This is a genomic window from Paenibacillus sp. FSL H8-0259, from assembly GCF_037963255.1.
Classification (GTDB): Bacteria; Bacillota; Bacilli; order Paenibacillales; family Paenibacillaceae; genus Paenibacillus_AQ; species Paenibacillus_AQ phytohabitans.
Genome location: NZ_CP150147.1, coordinates 340,184 through 362,844, shown reverse-complemented (window position 1 = coordinate 362,844; position 22,661 = coordinate 340,184). Strand labels below are relative to the sequence as shown.

Below are 22,661 nucleotides of genomic sequence, written 5' to 3'. Positions count from 1 at the left end.
TTCTTACCATGTTGTAATCCCCTAGATTCTTACATGAAAGGGTAGCCATTTATCTTAGCTTTTTAATTTAATTTGTATTGATAATTACTATTAGCACTTGCTGGTACATTTAGTAGTTGGGCAAAGATTAGCAGAAATATCTACTGCCCCAATGACGCAAGGCCATGATGATGTTGTAAGCGGAGTCGTTTCTGGATTCACGTCACCTGCTCCCCCGGTGAGCATTCTCAGTTCTTCCTCACTAACTACACCAACTGCATTGCTGGTTCTCAAAAACTCATTGCGGATTTGGGAATTTTTCATAATATAATCTCCTCTTTCCAATTATTTAACAATATGTAAGAATTGGGGTTGACTATCCTTTCCAAAAAATAATATACTATATTTGGAATTCCAAGTCTACCATTATTTTACCATTATTCAAAAAGGAGAGATTTATTATGTTTTTTAGCAAAGAGATGGTATCCGCATGGAAAAACCCGGTGGCAAGAAGAAACCTCGGTGATGTACCTCACCCTTCCGGTGATGTAATGGCAGAACTGAAAGATGAAGACCTTCAGAACTTCGCCGGCGGGTGGGATACAAACACCTTGACCACAAGTACAAGTATCTTTATCAGCCGTGGACTCGGCAACGATGGCTGGGTATGCACATGGAGCAAAGAGTGTATGCCAAGCTGTAATTAATCAGATCGTCTGAAGCTGCGGATGGGCGCCTAATTGCCCATCCGCTTTCTTTTCTTACACTTTTAAACAACTCATTTGCTATTCTTTATAACAAATACTTAATAGGTGTGTGCCAACTCATGACTAATAAATATTTTGTCTATAATGAAAGAAAGCCTGTTGCAGAAACTATCAGTAATGCGGAGATTCAGGAAAAGTCTGCTTATTGGCGGACATTGTTTAATGACGATCAGGACTGGCTTAACAAATCCATTTCAATCTTCACCGGCGACAGTGTGGAATTACTCGCTAAGTCCTCTTTAACCCCCTTTATTGAATGGAATACCGGCAAAGCATATCACTATGATCACTGGATGAATGTAAAAGACCTTTTTTTCGCCACTTATAACCAGCCTCAATCCACGAATGTAATGCATCACAGCTCACTTATTTTTGATGCTCTGCTAACACGCTTCGCTTATGTAGCCGATTCCCAGTTTGCTTCTTATAATGTGTTGCTTCCTGCCTCCGTTAAAGAAAAGACTCTGTATCATTTAAAAGAAACCCTGTTGGAAATATCCTATCAAACCCTAATTCTTGAACTGAACGTATTACGGGTGCATGAGCAACTGGCTGGCGAAACGTCTGAAGAAAGGTATTTAAACTTCAATGACTCTTTCCTTAATGATCGCTCTTATATCCTATCCTTTTTTGAAGAATATCCGGTGCTGCTCCGAATCCTATGTACTAAAACGGCTTATTGGATAAACAACGTCGCGGAATTGTTACAGCGCCTCGGAACAGACGCCGAACAAATCAAAGACTATTTTGGCGTAAGCGGAGAACTTACCGATTTGGATCTTGGTCTTGGAGACTCCCATGACAAAGGGAAAATGGTGGCAATCCTTACTTTTGGAAACAAAAAGGTTGTATACAAACCCCGAAGCCATGAAGTTGATCTCAAGTTCCAGCAAATCCTAAGTTGGATAAATCATAGACAGCCGCTAAAGCAATTAGCCACTAACGCTATACTTAATTGTGGGACCTATGGTTGGTCTAATTTTGTTATGTACCGGGAATGTGACTCATTGGAGCAGTTGAATGACTACTATATTCGGCTGGGTCAACTGCTGGCCATTCTGTATAGTATTGATGCTGTTGACTTTCATCATGAGAATATTATTGCCTGCGGGGATCACCCGGTGCTAATTGACTTGGAATCTCTGTTTCATCAGAGCAAATACATTGAAATCTCTATGGATACTGCTATTGCCAAAGCACGATACATACTGACCCGTTCGGTTAATTCAACCGGAATTCTTCCTTTTAACGCCTATTATGAGAAGAAAGATAGCAATAAGGTGCTCGACTTAAGCGGACTTAGCGGGAAAGAAGCCCAAAAAGCACCGTTTGAGGCATATCAGCTTAAGCAGTCTTTTCGTGATGACATGCATTTGGCCAAGGATTCTTTTGAAATTCAAGAGGCGCTGAATGTGCCAAAGCTGGAGGGTAAGCCTGTTGAAATTGTTGATTATCTAGCTTCCATTATGGACGGCTTCCGGCAGGTGTACCGACTTATTTATCAAGACAGATCCTCCTACATTGCACTTTTAACAATATTTGAGGCTTGTCCTGTGAGAACCATTATCCGGCCGACAGCCGTCTATGCCCTGTTACTTAAACGAAGCTACCATCCTGACTTCCTGCGGGATGCGGTTGACCGGGAAGTATTCATGAGTAGACTAGAGAAGCCTGTGAATGAAAACACGAATGCCGATGTCGTAAAAAGTGAACTGCTTGATCTTTTGGACGGGGATATTCCCTATTTCTTATCCTCTCCTTCCAGCACACACTTGGAATTGACGAATCAAACACTGGTCATGGATTATTTTGAGAAGTCGGCGTTAGACCGAGTAAGAGATAAAATTCATTCCCTGTCAGAAACTGACCTTAGTGAGCAAATTCATGTTATACGTATGTCCATCCTGGCCTCCTTCAATGCAAAGCATCATAAAGATTCACTGGCTTTAAGCAAAGAAACCGGGCACATTGCAGTTGAAGAAGCGAACGGAATCAACATTCTAGATAGCTCAAAGAGAGTTGGTCGATATGTTGTGGAACAATCCATTACTGCCGAAGGCAGTGAGGATATTAGCTGGATTAGCACAATGATTAAAGGTATTGATGAAATTTCCTGGACGATATCTCCTGTCAACCTGGATTTATATAACGGTGTAGCCGGTATTGGCTTCTACCTTAGCTATCTCGGCAAGCTAATTCCTGAGGATAGACAGTTTGAGGATGCTACAGTGCGATGCGTAAATACTGTTATTGATTCACTGCACGAGCTGCAGAAACAAGATATAGATTGGACACCTTATGTAGAATTGGGCGGATTCACTGGAATTACAAGCTATCTATACTTCCTGCAGCACGCATCGGTTAACCAACGGCGTCCCGAATGGTTCCAGGCTGCACTGCAATTTCTACCGCTGATTGGAGAATCGATTGAGAAGGATACTCAATTTGATATTACCGGAGGAGCTGCGGGTGCCTTAATGGTGCTTCTATCCCTTTATGAGCAGCAAAAAGAACAGGAAATCCTTGTGCTTGCGAAGCGATGTGTGCGTCATTTACAGTCTAGTGCAACAGCAATGCCCGTTGGCATCGCCTGGCGCGATCCTTATCACCAGAAGTTCTATACCGGCTTTGCACATGGCTCCTCAGGAATTTTGGCCGCACTCGCAAAATACAATAAACTGATGGAAGATCCTACGGTCCGGCGTACGATTGAGGAAGGCTTGTTATTTGAGAGAAGTATGTACGTAACTGATGAAAAGAATTGGAGATCTATTGGAAGAGATCAGCTTTCCGTTGCCTGGTGCCACGGAGCCCCCGGCATCCTGCTCTCCCGTCACATTTTACGCGAAAGCGGTTATCACGATGCTATGCTGGAATCAGAAATTGAAGCCGGGATTGAGACTACGCTCAGATTAGGTCTGGATAATAATAGATCCTTCTGCCACGGAGATTTTGGGCAGCTTGAGATCCTAAGAAATTTCTCAGACCAATATCCTGCTGTAAAGACAGCAGTATCTGACCTTTCCGGAAGGCTCCTGGAGTATTACAGTAAGTATAGAATGAATGGAGGTGTGTCACGCGGAGTGGAGGCTGTCGGCCTAATGCTTGGATGGAGCGGGGTAGGCTTTGGACTGCTCAAAGAAGCTTTTCCTGGTAAACTGCCGCAGATTCTTCATCTAGCCCCACCCAATGATTTTAACTAGTTCTGATCAGTCAATCTAAGCGCGTCGAGGTACTCAGAATCACTTCTCTGATAACCTCACGCGCTTTTTTCTGCATACCGGCAACGGCTGATAAGGAATACTATTAAACGGTGATATCCCTTTTGGTAAAAGTGAGATAGGAGATTCCCATAAACGCAACAAAGTAGACTATCATGATAATCACTGAAAAAGAAAGGTTCATTCCCTCTATCACTGGCGTGCCATCTAAATATGTAGATAAGTCGTAATTGGTAAAAATCAAATATTTGGTCCAATCATATTTCGTTGCAAAAAATTGCGTCAGCGTAGTTCCAGTGAAATATAGCAGCAAGGAGACACTCACTGAAAGTAACGCATTTCTGAACAACACGGATATAGCAAAGGCTAAGGTTGCCATCATTATAATAGTCAAAAGCGTTGCCAAATACTTTAGACACAGATAGACTGTCATCGACATCTTTATGACCTCGCCATTCTGATAAGCAAGATAATAATTGTTTCCACCTGTTCCCAGCCCCACATACCCCAATAATGATGCAAATATCAGGAATGTCACAAACAACAGGATAATATTTATTACTGTAGATATATATTTCAGCAGAAGGAAACTTCCTCTGCGAATCGGTGAGGTTATTACAAATTTAATAGTTCCTTTTGAATATTCAGCGGAAATGGCATTAGCAGCAAAGACAATAGCCACCAAGGTAATCAGTGTGGTCAATGGTCTTAGTTCGTTGATCAGTGTCAATACGTCATATTTGGTCGAAGGGGCAAGATCCTGATCAAGCCTGTATTGATTCACTATGATTTGTTCGGAGAGGAAACGGTGCATAGGCATGCTTGGCTGAAGAATAGCGATCTGTTTCTGATCTTCCTTGATTTGATTCTCGATCCCGGATCTCCAGTTTGTATTCCCATTTGTAATGTCTGAGCTGCTGAAACCAATTAAAACTGCATATCCTACAGTAATGATGAATAGCATTATGGTGATCAACCATGTGTTACGGTTATTATAAAATCGATATAGTTCATTTCTAAGTAACCGCATCAGCTTACCCCCTTATCACTTTTCAATAATTCAATAAAATCTTCTTCCAGTGTCTTTCTGCCCTGTTTCATATTCAGCACGTCAATATCATGCTGCCTCAACATGTGGATTACACTCATAATTTGTTCTTCAGGTAACAAAAATGCCAGATCATTCGCTCCGTTGTTATTCTCCACTTTATGGCCGGCTTTTATTAACAGCTGTTTAGCTTGTTCTACATGTAACCGCTCGAATGAAAGAGTATAGCGGAACTCATTAATCATTCTGAGATTCTCTTTAATTTCCACTATTTCTCCGTTATTCATAACACCATAGTAGTCACACAACATCTCCACCTCGGATAATAAATGACTGGAGAGAAAGACTGTTTTCCCTCGCTTCTCAGCAAGCTCTCTGAGTATTTTACGTAGATCAATAATACCTTGAGGGTCCAATCCGTTAGTCGGCTCATCCAAAATGACCAGATCAGGATTATGCAGCAGCGAAACCGCCAGACCCAGGCGCTGTTTCATACCTAACGAATACTTCTTGACCCGTTTGTTCGCACTCTCATTCAATCCAAATGCCTTAAGCTGGCGTACGATGTCTTCCTTGCCCAGCTTTTTACGAAAGGCTGATATATAGCGCAAGTTCTGGAATCCTGTCATTTCTTCGTAAAATGACGGGTTCTCTATCACAGCACCCGTTCTTTCTATAGCATTTTTATAATCAGATTGAATGGAACTGCCCCCGATGCGGACATCACCCGAACTCATCTTCATCATACCCACCATGATCTTGATTAAGGTTGTCTTTCCGGCTCCGTTCGGTCCAAGCAGTCCGAATATTTTCCCTTTCGGAACTGACAAACTAACATTCTTTAGTATATCCTTGCTCCCCATTTTTTTAGAGATTTGATCAATAATTAAAAAGTCCAATTTGTAATCCTCCCAAGACGGATGCTGTATCCGTCATTTAATTCTGTTTCCATAAACCAATCCAGATAAAAAAACCAGTTATGATGGACAATGAAAACAGTATTGTGACCATATTTCTATACTGATCATAACTCAGGTCTACCCAAGAACTAATGAATATGATCAGTGAAAAGCTGCTGCATAAGACAAGAAACATAACTTTAAAAAATTTGTTTAAAATGTAGATTCCCCGCTCATCTCGGATCTTGGAAACACAAATTACGATTCCTATAAATGCCATAAACCCTGCTACTGCAAGGATGGAGTTCATAAGAGAAAGAGAGCTCATTTTAATCCCCCCCTTCATAATCAAACACATCATAGATGCTTTTCTGAAAAACTTCAGCAATGCGGAAAGCCAGCTTTAGGGATGGCATATATTTGTTTTTCTCAATAGAAATTACCGTCTGCCGGCTAACCTGCAGGGCATCTGCCAATTGCTGCTGCGTCCAGCTCCTCTCATTACGCAACTCAATAATATGATTTTTTAGATAAGAATCACCAACTCCCATATTTACCATTCCTTGTTATATATTCTTTTTAATATCATAGTTCCATTTTATTCAAATGTAAAGAGTCCTTTACTTTTTTTTTATAAATACCCTTTTTCCAAAATAAAAAAGCCTATTCCTCCTTATGGATGGAATAGGCCTTTTCATTACCTATACAGACTGGGTCTGCCAATATTGCTTGGCAATCCGCTGTCCTTGATTGATTTTCGCCCATTGCTCATCTTCTGCCAGCTCATTACCACCGTCGCAGGAGGCAAATCCGCATTGATGAGAGAGAAACAGCAGGCCTTTATCAATAATCGTCGCTGCTTCATTCAGCAGTCTGACTACGCGCTCTTCATCATCCAGCGTATTGGTCTTGGAGGACAGCAGGCTGAGTACAATCTCGGTATCCGGCGATCCTTGAAGACAGCGAGAGGCTCAAGCGAACCCGCACGCTCATCATCCCACTCCAGGAAAAAGCGGTCATACTTCAGCTGCCTCAGAAACAGGTTGGCAATCTTAACGTACGAGCCCCCGCCCATGTTACGGGAATCATAATTCCCGGGGGAGTTCGGGTTATCGTCTGCAAAAGCCCCCATAGGCAGTCGTCGAACTGAATGATTTTGCCGCCAAGATCAGCGAATTCCCCCACAAATTCCTTATAGGCCTTAACGAGGCCGGCTTTCAGCTCCTGTCTGTTCTTGTAAATGGCATCCTTGCCGCCAATGTTGTCAGACCAGGAGAGCTCTCCAAAAATATGCGACGGTGATGGAACACACAGCTTCGTTTCACGGTCACCGGCATGCTCGTGGAACTCCTTGAATTTTTTGATAAAATGATGGTTCTTCCCGCTCAGCTCCTTCAAAGCCCCATACAAAATCCAGATGCCACATCGATTTCGAATACTCACCGTCCGTTATTACCGACAGACCGTGCTCAATTTCCTTGTTCACTACATCCTTAATTGACTCAGCCTCGCAAGTCTCATAACCCGCAAAATCCTCATAAAACGGATAGCTGATACCATCCCGGTGCTCGATCTGCATTTTATATTTTAACAGTTCCGACGGCCGTAACAGGCTGCCCACAATTTGAAATTTAAAGGAGGGCAAGTATGAAACGATTGTATAAGGCTGAGCTCCGGTTCTCGCGTAGGTTTGGAGTCTGTTTCTCGCGCTCGTAATGTTATCGGGCATAGGGTTAGGTTCAGGCAGCAGCGACTACTGTATCGTCCATGGCTTATTTCTCGGCGGCAGACGGGCCGGTCATCTCCAAATAAGGTGTAGGACAAGCCAGCTACGGGTTTGTTATGCCAATATTCAATGGCGGTGCAGCAACCTGGAATGATGTATTTTACTTTCTGATGCAATTCTTTTAGCTTTCTATTTCTATCCCCTTCTACCTTCTCTTCAGTCTCCACCCTATTGTAGTATTTTTTTAATAATTCATAAGGTAAATATGAACTTGATTTGGTAATACATTCATCAAGTGATGTCGATATTATATTTCCCTGTAATATTTTCCGAATCGTTACTTCAAGCTCAGAATATACTTCTATTGCTTTCTCTGTTTTTCCTATTGTACTTTTTTGATTCTCAATTAAATATGCCCGGAACTGTTTGTACATCCAAATGGCTACAAGGGATAGTACAATATAAAACATTGCTAACGGCGAGTTTTGAAAGAATGCCTTTATCGCAGATACTAAAAAACTTTCATTCATTTTGATCCCCCTTACATAATTTTCATTTGCGTATCATTACGTATACTGAAATTAGACTGAGTAGTAGACACAGAATATATTGAAAGGAGCGGCCTTAGAAAAGGAGATTGTGTCATATGAAAAGGCATAAGGCAACAACCTATTCCAAACATACGTTACCTGCTCAGGACAACGTTCTTAACCGCGAGTTTCAAGCTACGAAGCCAGAAGAGAAATGGGTAACTGACATTACCTACATCTGGACGAGAGAAGGCTGGTTGTATCTGGCTAGCGTCATGGATCTGTACTCCCGTAAGATTGTGGGATGGCAAATGGGTGAGCGGATGACGAAAGAGCTCGTAATAAGCGCTCTACAGCAGGCCTATGGCCGAGGACGTCCAGACCCTGCATAGTGTATTCAAAAAGGAATTGATCTACCTAAATCGCTATGAAACTAGGGAACAGGCGAAGCAGAGTATTTTCGAGTACATTGAGTTTTTCTACAATACTCGGCGTATTCATTTCTCCATTGATTACCATACTCCCACGGAGTATGAACAGCTTCATCTATACCAGGCTGCTTAATGATCTGTGTCTACTATCTTGACAGAGGTCCAGACAGTGTTCTATAGTTTCAGAGCACTATTAGTTAAAAATCAACATTTTTTTGAGAATATAAAGAAAAGAAGAGGGGTTACAGCTCCCTCTTCCCTTCAACCTTATTGAAACAGCTTATGAATGAGAGCAATGATTAATTCAGCAGTTACGCTGATCACTACGCCCGTTATTAGTTGCTCCAATAAGCTATTCTTTTTGTTTTTGTTCTTCTTACCTTTTTTCATCCGCTACCTCCAGATAATGAAGGCACGTACCGAAACTAGGCAGAACACGTTTTTGTATTCCCTGCTTTAACAGGTTCTACTTTCTCTTGCGAATTATCGCCTTTTTAACTCTTCTTTTTAGATCGGTCCAATGGGGCGATCTTCTCCTCCGCACATAACGCGGCAATTTAAAATTCCTCCGAACTGCTAAGCTACGAGTACAATGCCCGTAGTAGGGAACAGTTTTCACCGCCCCGCTTTATTTTATCCTATATATCCCATATGTTCAACGTATTTCTATTCCTTTTTCATTCTATTATATCTGCCGCATAAAAATAAAGATAAAATACTAAATTCCATAGTTATGAGGAAATAATATCTTATCACATACTCTGTAGTACAAATAAACTCGCAAAAGAGCGTTTATGCACCGTTTCAACCGGAACGTGACCTCCCCTGCTCCTATGGCCCTCATGCTGTAAACACAGGCTCCTGCGAGTTTTTCTCCAAAAAACTTGCCCCTACTTATGGTACCGGTTCACCGCGGTAGCTGTGTAAAAGTACTTAACGCTAGCTATAATTATTCTTTAATTTGAAGTATTGGACAGGTTCATTCTCTCCTTGGCGATAATGTATTTCATTACGATTTGCCAAAAAGGAACTCCTCTACAATTACGCCCGGAAATACTGCTTCACAGTCCCTTTACCTGCTCCAGCCAACACCTCCGCAAAAGCCCCGTTCACCAGCGTAAGCTGCGGCGGCAGATGGCCGCAGTCGATATCGTAAATGACCGGCAGCTCCAGCTCCCCGGCCAGCTCCTCATAGACATCTTCCACGGTGTAATTCTCCATAGGACGGTTAGCTGCGCTCCGGCCGAACATCAGGCCGCTGCAATGGTCGAACCAGCCGGCCAGCTTCATCTGCAGCAGGGATCTGCGCAGATCCGTTACCGACAGCTCACAGTTCTCCAGGTACCACAGGATGGGCTCATTCTGGATGTAATGCTGCCGGAAATGCCGCACATCCCCATACGGCGTGCCGATGAGATGCCGGATTACATCAATACAGCCGCCGAGCAGCCGGCCCTGCATAGTTACGTTCTGATTACCTACAGTCTTCCAGTTGGTGATTTCGGTAAGATTGAACACATGGGGTGAAGGCTCACCGCCTCCCCATTCCAGCTGGTACTGCTGTGAGGAATGCTGAAGTACCGGTTCCCCGCTTGCTGTAGACAGCACGGATTCCCACATAGCTGTCACCGGGTCTGTCTCTTTTCCACGTAAATCAATAAAATTGGTGCCGTGAGCAGTGGCAATGCCTGTCCGGAGAGTAACGGCCAGCAGCAGCACACTGATATCAGAGTAACCGAGAATCCATTTGACCTTCATGTGATCGAAATCTACCTGCTCCAGAATCTCGATCAGCAGCTCCCCGCCCCAAGGCGGGATGATGAGCCCGATGCTGTCATCGGCCATCATGGCATTGAATTCAGCCGCACGCACGCTTGCCGGTGCAGACTTGGCCTTATCCTGCGTCCACGCCGTTGCTCCGCATACCACGCCATAACCCTGCTCCTGCAGCCGGCTGCAGGCTAGCTCGAGCAGTTCACGCAGTTCCTCCCCTACTCCCGATGAAGGAGCTGTCACACCTATAACTGCTTCTGCTTCTAATGACGGATATCTGATCATTTTTGCGTATCCTCCTTAATCCTAATAAAAAGTGATACCCAAACCATAAGCAGTTTGAATATCACCTATTATGAATATCTCTTATATGTTTGTGTATGTCATTTATCTATTGGATCGTGTATTTATCGTTGTTCCACCTTATATCCTTATCCCTCAGGTTCCCGGCTTATCACGGCTAATCTCCAGAATATCCAGGAAAAAGACGAAGATCGGAATGCCGAGAATCAGTCCCCATACGCCGATATAATGCTCGGAGAACAGCAGCACGATGAAGGTGTAGAACATTGGAAGGTTCATTTTGGAGGACATCAGCTTAGGGTTGAGGAAGTAGCCTTCCATGACATGCAGCACGGCAATCATAGCCAGTATGTAGATCGTCATCACCAGTCCGCCGGTATTGTAGCCGATGATGCATAGCGGAATAAGCGAAATGACAAAGCCGACCACTGGAATCAGGCTGAGCATGAAGATCATAATGGCGAGCGCAAAGAGATACGGGAAGGGTTCGAAAAAGAAACCCATGATCCATAACCCGACAACCGTGAACAAAGTATTGAACAGCGCAATCAGGATCTGGGCTTCAATGACTTTACCGAAGGAGGCTATGAATTTCCTGCCGAAATACTCAAGCTCTACATAGAACCAGGAGATCTTGCTGTCTCTCAGGCGGGAGGTGAAGCTGACAATTCTGTTCTTCTCCAGGATGAAGACAAGGCTCAGAATCGTTGACAGGACGAACGTAGTTCCCCAGTCACTGATTTTGAACACGTATTCAATGCCTTGATTCAAATAGCTCTGGTAGTTCAATTCCTTAACCATGCTGAATAAATACTGCATAATCTCGTTCTGTGGGATGTCGTCAGAGGTTAGTGTTCCGAGAAACGCGGTTAATTGCTTAATCTGCGAGAAGACCTTGGGCAGATATTTGACAAGGGCCAGTACGATCATAGTGATGAGCGCTAAGTATAAAATAATAATGATTACCTTGCTGTTCACCTTGACATATTTGCCGATTCTTTTGCTCAAAAGCACCTGAAAGCTGTTCATTACATAAGCAATCAGGAACGTAAGCAGCACCAGATTCAGCATGTCTCTAATACTGTACAGCAGCAGTCCAATCAGTGCCAGAATTAAAAAGCGGCGGACTGTTAAATTTGCAAAGTAACGCTTGAATACATCCATTGTTTCCTTGTTCCTCTCCATTCGCAGGCGATTAGGACCTTTAGTTATAGTGTACCGTAACGAAAACAATTATAGCAACTTCGGCAGAGTCAAAAATACGCGAAAAAACAAACTTTATGTCATCTTGCCAGAACATCGGCTGCTTTATGCTATAATGTGTGCGAAATCATGAAGGTAGAAGCAATTTAATTCCAAATCAATGGAGGCTGTATCCCTTATGGGCAAAATCATCTGCATCACCGGAGCATCATCCGGCATCGGCCTGGCGTCCGCGCTGAAGTTTGCACAGGAAGGCTGGACGGTCTACGCCGGCACCCGCCATCTGGAGCGCGATCAGGAATTGTACCGCAATGTGGACAATCTGCAGTTCGTAGAACTGGAGGTTACGCAGCCGGACAGCATTCAGCGGGTTATCGACCAGATTGACCAGGAGCACGGTACGCTGGATGTACTGTTCTGCAATGCCGGGTTCGGCTATCTCCGGGCGCTTGGACAAGCTCCATTCACTGATATCGAGCGCATATTCGATACTAATGTGTACGGGGTTATGCATACGATCCGGGCTGCACTGCCCCTGCTGCGCAAGACCGGCTACGGCCATATTGTGGCTACGTCCAGTGTCGGCGGGCTCATTGGACAACCGATGAACGAGATCTACTGCGCCAGTAAATTCGCGGTGGAGGGACTGCTTGAGAGTCTGGCTACCTATTACAAGCCGCAATTCAATATCGACATTACCCTGCTTGAGCCTGGCGCCATCGCTACAGAATTCAATAAGACCGTCCTTGGGCATGTAGCAGACACCGGCGGCATCCTTGACGATGAATACAAGCCGATTCTTGATGCCTACACAGGGACCTTCCTGAAAAGGAATGTAGAACCGCAGACTGCAGAGTCCGTAGCAGACGTTATGTGGGATCTGGTCCAGCTGGAGACCAAGCCGCTGCGCCTGCGCACCTCCGAACGGGCCGAAGAATTCGTCTCCCGCAAGGTCAGTACAGACCCTACCGGACTTGACGGTGTACTTCATATTCGAAAAATCCAGCTGGATATGTAACTGCAGCGTCAGTCTTCCGCTTCTCCGGCCAGCTCCTTCGCGATCAGCTCCTGATTGCTGCGGTGGAAGTTGGACATATTGCGCGGGAACGCACAGCCTTCGATCAGAGCATCAACCGTTTCCTGGATGCCTGAAGCTACAGCCGTACGCATGTTGTGGATATACTTCAGGCTCTCTTCCCTGCGCCGCTCCAGTTCTACGCTGCTGTCCGTTGCCTCCCCGTGTCCGGGGACCAGCAGCGTGAACGGGTGCCGGGCCAATATCTGCTCCAGCTTGCCGAGCGTTGCTTCGTAAGCCAGACTGCTGTCGTAGATATAGGGGAACTCCACGTCAGACAAGTAGTCTCCGGCAATGAACAGCCCGGCAGACTCCACTATAGTAAATAGCCCATCATCCGTATGGCCCGGCGCAGCATATCCCGTCAGCTTCAAATCCCCGAATACCAGCGTTTGCCCATCCTGCTCCATCACATGATCCACCAGCGGATACGTGATTTCATAGTCTCTCCTGAGATAATAACTATCTTCGAATGCCCGGATCTGTTCAAGAATATCTTCGCGTTCCCCGGCGCTTTTGTCCGCGAATGCCCTGCTTGCGATGACTTCAGCTTCCCTGAAGGCCCCATATCCGATAATATGATCGAAATCAGAATGAGTGAATAACAGGAACAGCCTTCTCGCGCCAAGGATGTTGTCTACATATCGCCGGATTTCCTCCACCTCACGGGGCAGCCAGCAGGGATCGGTTACCAGCACACAATCGTCCGTCTCCATAACAAGTGAATTCGTCATGTACAGATCACTTTGGAACAGAGTGACAGGGCCACGCTTCCATCTAAACATCAAATACCTCCCAAGGGTCGATACCCCCGCATTATAGTTTACGATTCTTATCCTACGACTATTCTACATCTAGTGTTTCGGTTGAAAAAGGGCGTTGTTACTCAACAAACGAAAGAAAAGTAGATGTATCCACCTTCTTTAGTACGCTTCGCATATCAATATTATGAAATCCTTATATTTCTTTACAATATATTTATTTACATTTTCCAGAAACTGGAGTAGTATACACCTGTACTTAAAATACCATTTTTTAGGAGTCAATTAATTTAAAGTGAAATCGATTTTTTTACCATTACTGTGTGGAGTGTTTTTCCTAACTAGCGCTACGGCTTCAATGGCCGCACCTGGTAACAATTCAGAAGGAAGTGTCGCAGCGAAAAATGCTCCATATGTATCCACAACCACCACTGAGTTAAAGACGGCGTATCGGGTCAGGTGACGGACACCAAAACTTATGTACTGCAGCCAGGGATGGAATCCTATGGTAAAATATACACAGATAATACAAAAACCGATGTCATCACAACGAAAACCGATGGAACTGTATATCTAAATAATGTTAAAATTGAAGACACGCAAATTAAAACAAGTCCAAGTTCAGGCGGAATTCAAATACTTGAAGCAGGGGGCGATAAGGGGTCTTGTTATTACGATAACTATTCTTCTACCGCTGGTGGTACTTTTTATGCAGCAACTTACCAACATTATGACTATGGTCCAACTGGAAGTAACGTAAGTAAGTAGTTTTCGCAATCTAATTCACAAGCATCGGACTATAAAATGTATGTTAATTCTTTTTCTGGATCTCTAAGCTCGTTGAAAGCTTTTCAGTATGCAGCTAAAGCGGCTGGAATTGCTGTAGTTATTTCTTTAGCTGCAATTCCAGGACTTATTGCATCGGCTCCAGCTTTTGCTGCTACAATTTGGGGGGTTTATAATTCAAACAAGGATTGTGACTCCGCTATAAATAATGCTTATCAAACATTATCGGCTATGTAATTGACCTAGAACCAGCGAAGTGACAATGAAGGGGGTTCGCCAAATTAGGTTCCACCTTCATTGGATTCTCCAATTGCTCTAACAGTTCCTGAATGGTATGCGCCGGAACTATACAAGCTTGGTGATAAACTAGCTAGTATAATTACAAAGCAGAAGGGAATTTTCGGTGGAACAAACGGTTTACTATGTGACTATTTTATGTGTTAATTCTGTTGGTTTGATTTATGTTATTTATAATTGGATTAAATATAGATTTACCAAAAAGAAAGATATAAACTCGTTTATGCTTTTTTTATTGAATTTTTTCACTCCAATGATTCCATGGGTAGTAAAACTTGAAGACGTAAATATGAATCTTTTGCTCCTGTTTATATTTTTAAATTTTTCCTTTTTCTTAATAAATCTCAAGATAAACAAAAATTAGAATAAAAAAGCACTTTATTGTTGCTCAAGTCTTTACGGTGAAATTTCACCGTAAACGACTTGAGCTTTTCATTTTGTATAAAAAATAGATAGCCTCATTCAAAAAAACAGTCGTGAAGGAACTGCGTGAATTCACTTCGCGATTTAACCAGTACTTTCATAATCGATATTTCGATTCAGTTTTGTACGAAGAAATGAAAACTTAACTAGTGCCCCTTCCGTGATCATAGTTGGGAAAACGGGTAATTATACGTAAATCCAACTCTCTCGAGGTGAGCGGCATGACTATTTTTGTTCGTGATTTAACTCAGGAAGAAGGCAACCGCCTTCTGCGGATTGCCCGCAAAGGAGCCGATCCGGTTCAGGTCCGTCGAGCTTTGCTTATTCTGGCCTCTGCTCAAAAAATGAAAGTCCCTGAAATCAGCCGGCTTTAACTGCTTTCCTCTTCCTTCACAGTTTGCGTCAACCATCCATCACAAACGGTTTTATCAAAACTTCTGTTTATATTCTTTGAAATCAAATTTCCCGGTTTCCCGATCAACAGCGACAGACCAGTATCTTTTATGAAATGCCCCACAGTTTCTGTATTCATCATGCAAAAAGCCCTCCGGCACAAAGCCGAAGGGCTAATTCTTAACATACACATAATTATGCAGCTTGTCTCTGCTGCTCAGCTCCGCTGTTACCGCTGGATCGGCTCGATCCGGTAAGTAGCGTTGCCGCCATCTGCGGCTGATCCGCCGCCGGTAATCTGCCAGCCGAAGGATAATACATCCTCCAGCCGTTGCTTCTGTGATTCCGATAACACCGCTTCGACTGCTTCGCGGCCTTCCTCCAGCTCCAGCTTCGGCTGGGTGCGGAGTGCAACGGCAATCCAGCTGCGGATGCCGCGGATCGTGTTGTATTTGATCTGGTAGCCTTCGGTCACGGCCTGACGGAACAGCTTCGGCTGTTCACCAGCCAGCGTAGACAGCTGCCCGTAATCGAACTCGTATTCACTCTCGTCGGCAGGCAGATCCCCTTCGGCAACCCGCCGCAGTAGTTCTTCATCGGACCAGCCCAGAGAACGCAGCGATTCCACCAGCAGGGCGTCCCATTGCGATAACTTTACCTTGTTCTTCGTTTCTGTCATTATAGATCCTCCTTATCCACATAAGTGCTCATATCCTGATCATTTGATCATTGCTCAGACATTACCTGAATTCAATCCGTAAAGTCACCAGCCACATAATGCCCCGGGCTCACTTCCCGCAGTATGGCGGCTGCTTCATCCCCGCGCGTTACCGAGTAGGCATCCAGCCGGATTCGCTGGCCGGCCTTCAGCGGGTCGGTCTCCAGGATGGAAGACAGCAGCGCCTTGGTATACGGATGCTGCGGATTGTCATACAGCTCATCGCTCTCCGCAACCTCAACGAGGCGGCCGCCGTACATCACGCCAATCCGGTCGGAGATATGCCGGACCATCGACAGGTCATGGGCAATGAACAGATAGGTCAGTCCGAATTCGGACTGCAGATCCTCCAGCATATTGACGACCTGGGCCTGCACGGAGACATCCAGCGCCGAGATTGGCTCGTCGCAGACGACGAACTCGGGCCGGACCGACAGCGCCCGGGCGATGGAGATCCGCTGGCGTTGCCCGCCGCTGAACTCATGCGGGAAGCGGAAGAGATGCTCTCTCTTCAGACCAACCTTCTCCAGCAGCTCCGCCACGGCTTCCTTGCGTTCTTCACCTGGGTAGAGTCCATGGATACGCATCGGCTCACTGATCAATTCCAGCACATTCAGGCTGGGGTTCAGTGAAGAGTACGGGTCCTGAAAAATCGACTGAATCCGTCTGCGGAACGGCTTCAGCCCTTTCTCGCCCAGCTTGCCCAGCGGCTGCCCGTCATAGAATACCTCGCCGTCCGTATAATCGTACAGGCGGAGCAGACAGCGGCCAACCGTTGACTTGCCGCTCCCGGATTCACCCACCAGTCCGAAGGTCTCGCCCTGGCGGATCTGGAAGCTGACGCCGTCCACGGCCTTAAGCACAGCCGTATCGCGCCCGCGTATATCCTTGCCCTTGGAGAAATGCTTCTTCAGATTGTTCACATCTACGAGCACCTTGCTCTCACTCACCGGAATCCCTCCCCACTGTAACTGCCGCCTGCTGCTCTGCGCCTTCGGCCAGCCAGCACATCGAGCGGTGGCCAGGTGCAAGTTCTACTACCGGCGGACGTTCACTGCAGCGGGCAAAAGCATGCGGGCAGCGGTCCATAAACGGGCAGCCGGGCGGCGGATTCAGCAGATCGGGCGGTGTGCCTTCAATCGGAATCAGCCGCTCCCGCGATCCGCCGCCGCGCTTCGGAATGGAACGCAGCAGCCCTTGCGTATACGGATGCTGGGGACGATAGAAGATGTCCTCCACCGTGCCCTCCTCCATAACAAGTCCGCCGTACATCACAATGACCCGTGTACAGACCTGAGCCACGACACCAAGGTCATGGGTGATCAGCGCTACCGCTGTATCCGACCGTTCTTTCAGCTCCTTGAACAGATCCAGAATCTGCGCCTGGATGGTTGCATCCAGCGCTGTGGTCGGCTCATCGGCAATCAGCAGCTCCGGCTGGCAGGAGAGCGCCATCGCGATCATGACCCGCTGGCGCATGCCTCCGCTGAATTCATGCGGATACTGCTTCAGGCGCTGCTCCGGATCACGTATGCCAACCTGGCGGAGGATTTCCGCCGCCTCGGCATACGCCTCCGCTTTATTGAGTCCGCGGTGTCTGCGGATAACTTCGGTTAATTGCTGGCCTATTCTTTTGACCGGATTCAGCGAGGTCATCGGGTCCTGAAAGACCATCGCGATCCGGTTCCCGCGCAGGGTCCGCCACTGCTTCTCCGTGAGTCCCTTCAGACTCTCGCCGCGAAACTCCAGTTTCCCGGCAGTCATGCGGCCCGGCGGCGTGATCAGGGACATGACCGCCTTGGCGGTAACGCTTTTGCCGCTGCCGGATTCTCCGACAATCCCCACCGTTTCACCGGCATCTATATGGAAGCTAACGCCGCGGACGGCCTGATTCTCGCCGTCCCGGGTAGCAAATGAAACCTGCAAATTCTCAACAGTCAGCAGCCGTTCAGTCATGATGTTCCACTCTCCTATCTCCGGATCAGCTTTGGTTCAAAGCCGACCCGCAAAATGTCACCCAGCACATTGAAGCTCAGAACGGTCAGCAGGATCATCAGCCCCGGGAACAGTGCCAGATAAGGCGCCTCTGCAATATACCCCTGCGCGCTGTTCAGCATGCTGCCCCAGGTAGCGTTCGGCGGCTGTACCCCGAAACCGAGGAAGCTCAGCGACGATTCCATCATAATGGCCGACGCAATATTATTCGTCGCGCCGACGATAATCACCGGCACCAGTCCCGGAAGGATATGCCGCCAGATCATACCGAAGGAGCTTTGGCCGGAAGCCTTGGCGTACAGCACATATTCGCGTTCCTTGATCGTAAGGGTCTCCGCGCGGACGACACGGGCTACGTTCATCCACATTAATAAGGCAATAATAATAATCAGGTTGCCGATGCTCGGCTTCAGGTAGACGCTGAGCAGCAGCAGGATCAGGAAGGACGGAATGGACATGATGATATCCAGCATCCGCATCAGCAGATTATCCAGCCAGCCGCCGAAGTATCCGCTGATCACACCAACCATCACACCCACGAAGGTAGCCACGATCATGGAAGCAAACCCGACCAGCAGCGAGACACGGCCGCCATATAGCGCTCTGGACAGATAATCGCGTCCATAGTCATCCGTTCCGAACAGATGTCCGGCGCCGGGCTTGGTGAGGCGGGCCATGGCATCCATGGCATTCGGATCATATCCGGACAGGAAGGCAAAGATGGCCCCCAGCGTAAAGATAGCCAATACAGCAAGAGCAGCGACACCCAGACCGTTCGTAAACAGCTCTGATTGTAGATTTTTCCATTTACTGCGATTCATGAGGTCACCCCTTTAATTTAATTCGCGGATCGACAAAGCTGTAGAGAATATCTGCCACCATATTACCGAGGATCAGCATTAAGGAAGAAAATAAGGTGATCCCCATAATGACGGGATAATCCATTCCCTTAACCGCCGTCATCCCCAGCGACCCGATGCCCGGCCAGGAGAATACCGTCTCGGTGACAATAGCACCGGCCACCAGATCCCCCATCGACATCCCCAGCAGGGTAATGACCGGCAGCAGCACATGCTTCAGGACATGACGGAACAGGATTGTCGATTTCTTCGAGCCAAAAGCGTACTGGATCTGCACATATTCCTCTTTCAGCTGACCAATGGTGCTGGAGCGGATATAACGCACATATCCGGCCAGGAAGCCGAAGGCCAGCACCGAGCAAGGCAAGATCCCGTGCTTCAGTACATCCAGCGGCGATTCCACGCCAATCGTGCGCATCCCCATACTCGGCAGCAGATGCAGCTTAATGGCGAACAGATACATCAGCAGGATCGCCAGCCAGAATAACGGAATGGAGATCCCTACATAGGAAATAAAGTTAATCAGCTTGTCTGCCCAGCGGTTGCGGTTCGCACCGGCCACGAGGCCTAGCGGAATCGCCAGAATCACCGCCAGCGCAATGGCGCTGCCCATCAGACCGGCTGTAGCCGGCAGACGTTCCAGAATCTGTCCCAGCACCGGCTGGTGATTGATCAGGGAATATCCGAAGTTGCCCTGCACCATTTCCTTGATCCAGATGAAATATTGAATATAGGCGGGCTTATCCAGCCCCAGATTATGGCGGATACGCTCAATATCATCGGCATGCATATTGGGCGTAACGAAAGACAGCACCGGGTCACCCGGAGCCAGCTTGATCATTGTAAAACACACTACGGATACAAAAAACAGCATCGGCAGTGTTTGCAGCAACCTTCGGACGATGAGTTGTCTCATACGCAGCTTCTCCCAGCTCTTGACAGGCAAAAAATAAGCTGGAGAACCCAGCTTATTTTTTTGCCGTGCTTTATTTTTTGGGGCAGATTATTTCTGGTAGATCTTGGACAGATCTTCGAAGATAACGACCGGCTTCAATACAGCTTCATCAATGCCGCCGTAGTTCTTCGATACAGCTACAACTGTTTTAGTATAAGCGATCGGGTAGATCGGTGCATCTTCAGCGACAAGCTCCTGCGCTTTCTTGTAGATCTCTGCGCGTTTTGCCGGATCAGCTTCGCCTGCACCGTCATTCATCAGCTTATCAACTTCGCTGTTCGAATAATGCGAGTAGTTGGAAGAGCTGCCCGATGTGAACAGGATACGGTAAGCATCGGGATCATATCCCATGATATAACCGGTCAATGCCAGTTCGTAGTCGGTAGATTTCAGATCAATGAACTTCTGCACCCAGGCCGAGGAGTCCATGTTCTGCAGTTCCACTTCCACGCCGACAGCCTTCAGCTTCTGCTGCACATACAGCGAGATTGCTTCCTGTGCCTTGTTACCGCTCTGTACAATGTAACGAAGCTTCAGGTTGCTCTCTCCGGCAGACGCCAGAAGTTCCTTAGCCTTAGCGGCATCATTGTCAAAACTAGTTACTTCATTCGTGAAATACAGCGCGTCCGGAGTCAGGAATGACTTCGCCGGGTCAGCATATTCACTGGAAGTGTACGCTGTCTGGATCAGCTCATCGCGGCTGAGGGCCAGGGACAGGGCTTGACGGACTTCTTTTTTGGCGAGGGCGCCGGTATCACTGTTCGCATTGAACATCAGATAAGCCAGACGGCCTTCGCTATAAGGCAGAATTTCGAAATTGTTCGTTGCCTGAATGGTAGCTACATCCTTAGGATCAAGATACTGCACGTTGATCTCGCCGTTCTGCAGGGCAAGGTTCGCAGCATTGGTATCCTTGGCAATCCGGTAAGTTACAGAATCCAGATGCGGTTTGCCGCCGAAGTAGTTATCGAAGCGTTCCAGTGTCAGGTACTCACCGGCTTTGTATTCTTTGAATTTGAAGGGACCGGAACCTACTGGAGAAGCGTTCTTGGTGCTCTTCTCAATGTCGGTTTCATTCTCAAAAATATGCTTTGGAATCGGGAATACCTGTACCAGTGTCGCTTCAAAAGCCGGGCTGACCTGCGGAAGCTGGAAGTCAACAGTCAGATCATCCACTTTAACCGCTTTGATGGCTTGGTCGCCGATCAGGAAGTTGGCTCTCAGGAAGCTGTTCTGCTTCTCGTCGAGAATGCTGTCAATGGTGAACACGATATCATCCGCCGTAAGCTTCTCTCCGTCATGCCAGGTAAGTCCATCCTTAAGCTTCAGTGTGTAAGTAAGATTATCCTCCGAAGGTGTCAGGCTCTCTGCCAGGTAGAAGGTCTTCTCCCCGTTATTCACCTGGAACAGCGGAGCATACAGTGCCTGGTCAATCGTCAGACTGACACGGTCACCCGCATAGTTCGGATTAAGTACAACCGGATCAGAAGCGACCCCTATAATCAAGCTTCCGCCATCCTTCGGTTCGCTGGCAGCAGGCTGCTGCGTTTCCGCCGGTGTCTGGCTTGCACCCGCATTTGTCGATGCCGCGTTATTTCCATTAGAGCATGCACTAATCATTAGTGTTAGTAGAACTAGAATGACAACCCCTGATATCCCTTTACGCATTATCTCTCTCCTCCATGTCTATGAGCAATCTCACTCGTTGTGAAAGTTATTATATATCGGAATAGTCGGGATTACAATGTATTAATTTACCACCTGTGAAAGATTGAACAACCGCCTGCTGTTACAGCTGAGGAATACCGGCATCCCATACGCTGATCTCCTGTATGATATCCCCGCGCCGCAAGGCATCCGCATGCTCCATCCCCTCTATTACTCTGCCGAACACCGTATGCCAGCCGTCAAGATAATCGAACGCATCGTAGCAGATAAAAAACTGGCAGGAGCCCGTGCCCGGCCCGAAATGGGCCATGGATAACGCCCCGCGCACATGTTTATGCGGATTGCCTTGCGTTTCACAGGCGATTTTGTCCGTGCCGCCCCGGCCGGTACCCTCCGGACAGCCTCCCTGGGCGACAAAGCCGCGGACAACGCGCTGAAAAGTCAGACCGTTGTAGAAGCCGCTGTTCGCGAGCTTTTCAAAATTGGCTACGGTTCCGGGGGCCTCCTGGTCAAATAATTCGAGCCGGATCTCTTGTCCTTGCTCCAGTCTTATTAGAGCCAGCTTCATAAGGTCTCCTCCGCCTCTCCGGCTGCAGTGCCTGCGGGAACGCCGATATGAGCCACGGTCTTGGCCGCTTGCTCAGGCGCATAGATCTCCTGTACATCCTCGTCCAGCAGCGGCCGGAGTTCTCCATCCGCAGTATGCAGAAAAACCCCGGCGCGCGGATTCATCGCCAGGAGCAGGTTGATTAATTGCTGTACTTTTAACGGTGACTTGTCCATCCTCTCACTCCTGTCCTGCAGTCTGCAGAATGTCTATACCTGTCTATGCGGTATTGTACAACAGCTC

The 22,661-nt window shown here is 46.9% G+C and carries 25 protein-coding genes and 1 pseudogene; 7 read left to right on the top strand and 19 right to left on the bottom strand.

Annotated features, from left to right (window positions below):
* Window positions 1–90: 90 nt before the first annotated feature.
* Window positions 91–303 carry a class II lanthipeptide, LchA2/BrtA2 family gene (locus tag NSU01_RS01630; RefSeq protein WP_076243499.1) on the bottom strand — a complete coding sequence of 71 codons (213 nt, stop codon included), beginning with the start codon at window positions 301–303 and terminating at the stop codon, window positions 91–93.
* A 137-nt stretch (window positions 304–440) separates the two neighbouring features.
* Here NSU01_RS01630 and NSU01_RS01625 point away from each other — a divergent pair, with 137 nt between their 5' ends.
* Together NSU01_RS01625 and NSU01_RS01620 are read left to right on the top strand one after the other, a co-directional pair.
* Window positions 441–686 (top strand): plantaricin C family lantibiotic, encoded by a 246-nt coding sequence (locus tag NSU01_RS01625; RefSeq protein ID WP_042132907.1) that lies wholly within the window; start codon window positions 441–443, stop codon window positions 684–686.
* A 119-nt stretch (window positions 687–805) separates the two neighbouring features.
* Entirely contained in the window at window positions 806–3,949 is a 3,144-nt protein-coding gene (locus tag NSU01_RS01620; protein ID WP_042132906.1) for a type 2 lanthipeptide synthetase LanM family protein, read from the top strand.
* A 103-nt stretch (window positions 3,950–4,052) separates the two neighbouring features.
* On the opposite strand, the gene NSU01_RS01615 is transcribed toward NSU01_RS01620, so the two are convergent.
* The 5 genes and pseudogenes from NSU01_RS01615 to NSU01_RS01595 form a co-directional block, all read right to left on the bottom strand.
* Window positions 4,053–4,997 (bottom strand): ABC transporter permease subunit, encoded by a 945-nt coding sequence (locus NSU01_RS01615; protein ID WP_042132904.1) that lies wholly within the window; start codon window positions 4,995–4,997, stop codon window positions 4,053–4,055.
* The gene (locus tag NSU01_RS01610; RefSeq protein ID WP_231575267.1) at window positions 4,997–5,914 is read right to left on the bottom strand and encodes an ABC transporter ATP-binding protein; all 918 of its coding nucleotides are present in this window, start codon (window positions 5,912–5,914) and stop codon (window positions 4,997–4,999) included. The genes NSU01_RS01615 and NSU01_RS01610 overlap by 1 nt, the downstream gene beginning before the upstream one ends.
* Window positions 5,915–6,243: 329 nt before the next feature.
* Window positions 6,244–6,465, bottom strand: a complete 222-nt coding sequence (locus tag NSU01_RS01605; RefSeq protein WP_052421632.1) for a helix-turn-helix transcriptional regulator — start codon at window positions 6,463–6,465, stop codon at window positions 6,244–6,246.
* A gap of 150 nt (window positions 6,466–6,615) precedes the next feature.
* Window positions 6,616–7,559, bottom strand: a pseudogene (locus NSU01_RS01600) (5-methyltetrahydropteroyltriglutamate--homocysteine methyltransferase).
* Window positions 7,502–8,170: a hypothetical protein gene (locus tag NSU01_RS01595; RefSeq protein ID WP_156118511.1), complete on the bottom strand. Its 669-nt coding sequence runs from the start codon at window positions 8,168–8,170 to the stop codon at window positions 7,502–7,504. Before NSU01_RS01595 ends, NSU01_RS01600 begins: the two are co-directional and overlap by 58 nt.
* A gap of 116 nt (window positions 8,171–8,286) precedes the next feature.
* Between NSU01_RS01595 and NSU01_RS01590 the strand changes: the two genes are divergently transcribed.
* Window positions 8,287–8,562, top strand: a complete 276-nt coding sequence (locus NSU01_RS01590) for an IS3 family transposase (RefSeq protein WP_052421631.1) — start codon at window positions 8,287–8,289, stop codon at window positions 8,560–8,562.
* Window positions 8,563–8,868: 306 nt separating this feature from the next.
* On the opposite strand, the gene NSU01_RS01585 is transcribed toward NSU01_RS01590, so the two are convergent.
* The 3 genes from NSU01_RS01585 to NSU01_RS01575 all read right to left on the bottom strand — a co-directional run bounded on the left by NSU01_RS01585 (window position 8,869) and on the right by NSU01_RS01575 (window position 11,841).
* Window positions 8,869–8,991, bottom strand: a complete 123-nt coding sequence (locus NSU01_RS01585; protein ID WP_256703813.1) for a hypothetical protein — start codon at window positions 8,989–8,991, stop codon at window positions 8,869–8,871.
* A gap of 651 nt (window positions 8,992–9,642) precedes the next feature.
* Window positions 9,643–10,659: a S66 peptidase family protein gene (locus tag NSU01_RS01580; protein WP_042132899.1), complete on the bottom strand. Its 1,017-nt coding sequence runs from the start codon at window positions 10,657–10,659 to the stop codon at window positions 9,643–9,645.
* Between the two features lie 153 nt (window positions 10,660–10,812).
* A complete protein-coding gene (locus NSU01_RS01575; protein ID WP_042132898.1) occupies window positions 10,813–11,841 on the bottom strand; it encodes an AI-2E family transporter in 1,029 nt (342 codons plus the stop codon).
* A gap of 217 nt (window positions 11,842–12,058) precedes the next feature.
* Here NSU01_RS01575 and NSU01_RS01570 point away from each other — a divergent pair, with 217 nt between their 5' ends.
* A complete protein-coding gene (locus tag NSU01_RS01570) occupies window positions 12,059–12,898 on the top strand; it encodes an SDR family oxidoreductase (protein ID WP_039300021.1) in 840 nt (279 codons plus the stop codon).
* An 8-nt stretch (window positions 12,899–12,906) separates the two neighbouring features.
* On the opposite strand, the gene NSU01_RS01565 is transcribed toward NSU01_RS01570, so the two are convergent.
* On the bottom strand, window positions 12,907–13,740 hold the full coding sequence (locus NSU01_RS01565) for an MBL fold metallo-hydrolase (protein WP_076243498.1): 834 nt from the start codon (window positions 13,738–13,740) through the stop codon (window positions 12,907–12,909).
* Window positions 13,741–14,175: 435 nt separating this feature from the next.
* On the opposite strand from NSU01_RS01565, the gene NSU01_RS01560 reads away from it, so the two are divergent.
* The 3 genes from NSU01_RS01560 (at window position 14,176) to NSU01_RS01550 (ending at window position 15,596) form a co-directional block, all read left to right on the top strand.
* Entirely contained in the window at window positions 14,176–14,484 is a 309-nt protein-coding gene (locus NSU01_RS01560; protein WP_144026049.1) for a hypothetical protein, read from the top strand.
* Window positions 14,485–14,556: 72 nt separating this feature from the next.
* On the top strand, window positions 14,557–14,739 hold the full coding sequence (locus NSU01_RS01555; RefSeq protein ID WP_144026048.1) for a hypothetical protein: 183 nt from the start codon (window positions 14,557–14,559) through the stop codon (window positions 14,737–14,739).
* A 704-nt stretch (window positions 14,740–15,443) separates the two neighbouring features.
* Window positions 15,444–15,596: a hypothetical protein gene (locus NSU01_RS01550; RefSeq protein WP_156118509.1), complete on the top strand. Its 153-nt coding sequence runs from the start codon at window positions 15,444–15,446 to the stop codon at window positions 15,594–15,596.
* Here NSU01_RS01550 and NSU01_RS01545 read toward each other — a convergent pair.
* The 9 genes from NSU01_RS01545 to NSU01_RS01505 all read right to left on the bottom strand — a co-directional run bounded on the left by NSU01_RS01545 (window position 15,593) and on the right by NSU01_RS01505 (window position 22,594).
* A complete protein-coding gene (locus NSU01_RS01545) occupies window positions 15,593–15,757 on the bottom strand; it encodes a hypothetical protein (protein WP_156118508.1) in 165 nt (54 codons plus the stop codon). The genes NSU01_RS01550 and NSU01_RS01545 overlap by 4 nt on opposite strands.
* An 87-nt stretch (window positions 15,758–15,844) precedes the next feature.
* The gene (locus NSU01_RS01540) at window positions 15,845–16,294 is read right to left on the bottom strand and encodes a hypothetical protein (RefSeq protein ID WP_042132890.1); all 450 of its coding nucleotides are present in this window, start codon (window positions 16,292–16,294) and stop codon (window positions 15,845–15,847) included.
* Window positions 16,295–16,365: 71 nt separating this feature from the next.
* Window positions 16,366–17,283, bottom strand: coding sequence for an ATP-binding cassette domain-containing protein (locus tag NSU01_RS01535; RefSeq protein ID WP_076243497.1), 918 nt, complete (start codon window positions 17,281–17,283; stop codon window positions 16,366–16,368).
* Window positions 17,276–18,289, bottom strand: a complete 1,014-nt coding sequence (locus tag NSU01_RS01530; RefSeq protein WP_042132887.1) for an ABC transporter ATP-binding protein — start codon at window positions 18,287–18,289, stop codon at window positions 17,276–17,278. Before NSU01_RS01530 ends, NSU01_RS01535 begins: the two co-directional genes overlap by 8 nt.
* Before the next feature lie 14 nt (window positions 18,290–18,303).
* Complete coding sequence (locus NSU01_RS01525; RefSeq protein ID WP_039300005.1) at window positions 18,304–19,149, bottom strand: ABC transporter permease; 846 nt, start codon at window positions 19,147–19,149, stop codon at window positions 18,304–18,306.
* 4 nt (window positions 19,150–19,153) lie between these two features.
* A complete protein-coding gene (locus NSU01_RS01520; protein ID WP_076243496.1) occupies window positions 19,154–20,104 on the bottom strand; it encodes an ABC transporter permease in 951 nt (316 codons plus the stop codon).
* Between the two features lie 87 nt (window positions 20,105–20,191).
* Window positions 20,192–21,811, bottom strand: coding sequence for an ABC transporter substrate-binding protein (locus NSU01_RS01515; RefSeq protein WP_076243495.1), 1,620 nt, complete (start codon window positions 21,809–21,811; stop codon window positions 20,192–20,194).
* Window positions 21,812–21,932: 121 nt separating this feature from the next.
* The gene (locus NSU01_RS01510; protein ID WP_042132882.1) at window positions 21,933–22,379 is read right to left on the bottom strand and encodes a peptidylprolyl isomerase; all 447 of its coding nucleotides are present in this window, start codon (window positions 22,377–22,379) and stop codon (window positions 21,933–21,935) included.
* Window positions 22,376–22,594: a hypothetical protein gene (locus tag NSU01_RS01505; protein WP_042132881.1), complete on the bottom strand. Its 219-nt coding sequence runs from the start codon at window positions 22,592–22,594 to the stop codon at window positions 22,376–22,378. The genes NSU01_RS01510 and NSU01_RS01505 overlap by 4 nt, the downstream gene beginning before the upstream one ends.
* Between the last annotated feature and the right edge of the window lie 67 nt (window positions 22,595–22,661).

What these genes read in the sequence shown, in the direction of transcription:
- NSU01_RS01630 (WP_076243499.1), bottom strand. Translation starts at nt 303, where the DNA reads ATGAAAAATTCCCAAATCCGCAATGAGTTTTTGAGAACCAGCAATGCA.
- NSU01_RS01625 (WP_042132907.1), top strand. Translation starts at nt 441, where the DNA reads ATGTTTTTTAGCAAAGAGATGGTATCCGCATGGAAAAACCCGGTGGCA.
- NSU01_RS01620 (WP_042132906.1), top strand. Translation starts at nt 806, where the DNA reads ATGACTAATAAATATTTTGTCTATAATGAAAGAAAGCCTGTTGCAGAA.
- NSU01_RS01615 (WP_042132904.1), bottom strand. Translation starts at nt 4,997, where the DNA reads ATGCGGTTACTTAGAAATGAACTATATCGATTTTATAATAACCGTAAC.
- NSU01_RS01605 (WP_052421632.1), bottom strand. Translation starts at nt 6,465, where the DNA reads ATGGGAGTTGGTGATTCTTATCTAAAAAATCATATTATTGAGTTGCGT.
- NSU01_RS01595 (WP_156118511.1), bottom strand. Translation starts at nt 8,170, where the DNA reads ATGAATGAAAGTTTTTTAGTATCTGCGATAAAGGCATTCTTTCAAAAC.
- NSU01_RS01590 (WP_052421631.1), top strand. Translation starts at nt 8,287, where the DNA reads ATGAAAAGGCATAAGGCAACAACCTATTCCAAACATACGTTACCTGCT.
- NSU01_RS01585 (WP_256703813.1), bottom strand. Translation starts at nt 8,991, where the DNA reads ATGAAAAAAGGTAAGAAGAACAAAAACAAAAAGAATAGCTTATTGGAG.
- NSU01_RS01580 (WP_042132899.1), bottom strand. Translation starts at nt 10,659, where the DNA reads ATGATCAGATATCCGTCATTAGAAGCAGAAGCAGTTATAGGTGTGACA.
- NSU01_RS01575 (WP_042132898.1), bottom strand. Translation starts at nt 11,841, where the DNA reads ATGGATGTATTCAAGCGTTACTTTGCAAATTTAACAGTCCGCCGCTTT.
- NSU01_RS01570 (WP_039300021.1), top strand. Translation starts at nt 12,059, where the DNA reads ATGGGCAAAATCATCTGCATCACCGGAGCATCATCCGGCATCGGCCTG.
- NSU01_RS01565 (WP_076243498.1), bottom strand. Translation starts at nt 13,740, where the DNA reads ATGTTTAGATGGAAGCGTGGCCCTGTCACTCTGTTCCAAAGTGATCTG.
- NSU01_RS01550 (WP_156118509.1), top strand. Translation starts at nt 15,444, where the DNA reads ATGACTATTTTTGTTCGTGATTTAACTCAGGAAGAAGGCAACCGCCTT.
- NSU01_RS01545 (WP_156118508.1), bottom strand. Translation starts at nt 15,757, where the DNA reads ATGATGAATACAGAAACTGTGGGGCATTTCATAAAAGATACTGGTCTG.
- NSU01_RS01540 (WP_042132890.1), bottom strand. Translation starts at nt 16,294, where the DNA reads ATGACAGAAACGAAGAACAAGGTAAAGTTATCGCAATGGGACGCCCTG.
- NSU01_RS01530 (WP_042132887.1), bottom strand. Translation starts at nt 18,289, where the DNA reads ATGACTGAACGGCTGCTGACTGTTGAGAATTTGCAGGTTTCATTTGCT.
- NSU01_RS01525 (WP_039300005.1), bottom strand. Translation starts at nt 19,149, where the DNA reads ATGAATCGCAGTAAATGGAAAAATCTACAATCAGAGCTGTTTACGAAC.
- NSU01_RS01520 (WP_076243496.1), bottom strand. Translation starts at nt 20,104, where the DNA reads ATGAGACAACTCATCGTCCGAAGGTTGCTGCAAACACTGCCGATGCTG.
- NSU01_RS01515 (WP_076243495.1), bottom strand. Translation starts at nt 21,811, where the DNA reads ATGCGTAAAGGGATATCAGGGGTTGTCATTCTAGTTCTACTAACACTA.
- NSU01_RS01510 (WP_042132882.1), bottom strand. Translation starts at nt 22,379, where the DNA reads ATGAAGCTGGCTCTAATAAGACTGGAGCAAGGACAAGAGATCCGGCTC.
- NSU01_RS01505 (WP_042132881.1), bottom strand. Translation starts at nt 22,594, where the DNA reads ATGGACAAGTCACCGTTAAAAGTACAGCAATTAATCAACCTGCTCCTG.